The following is a 432-nucleotide window of genomic DNA, read 5'->3' as shown; positions in this document are numbered from 1 at the left end:
TTGCCGCGGTCTTGGTCGCTGCCTTGGCCGGCGCTTTAACCGCGGTCTTGGCCGCCGACTTGGCCGGAGCCTTCGCTGCGGTCTTGGTCGCTGCTGCCTTCGCCGGAGCTTTTGCTGCGGTCTTGGCTGCCGACTTGGCTGGAGCCTTCGCTGCGGTCTTGGTTGCTGCCTTGGCCTGCGCTTTTGCTGCGGTCTTGGCCGGAGCCTTTGCTGCGGTCTTGGTTGCGGCTGCCTTCACCGGAGCCTTCGCTGCGGTCTTGGTTGCTGCCTTGGCTGGCGCTTTGGCTGCCGACTTGGCCGGAGCTTTTGCTGCGGTCTTGGCGGCCGACTTGGCCGGAGCTTTCGCTGCGGTCTTGGCTGCCGACTTAACCGGAGCCTTCGCTGCGGTCTTGGCTGCCGACTTAACCGGAGCCTTCGCTGCGGTCTTGGCTG

1 protein-coding gene is annotated in these 432 nt (G+C 65.7%); it reads right to left on the bottom strand.

Annotated elements, in window-relative coordinates:
* Positions 1-432 (bottom strand): hypothetical protein (locus RT688_RS11720; protein ID WP_313705101.1); only part of this gene is annotated, 432 nt, incomplete at both ends.

It is taken from the genome of Massilia sp., from assembly GCF_032106685.1.
Lineage (GTDB): Bacteria > Pseudomonadota > Gammaproteobacteria > Burkholderiales > Burkholderiaceae_D > Telluria.
Note: the sequence above shows the minus strand (reverse complement) of the source record. Positions and strands in the feature narration are given on the sequence as shown.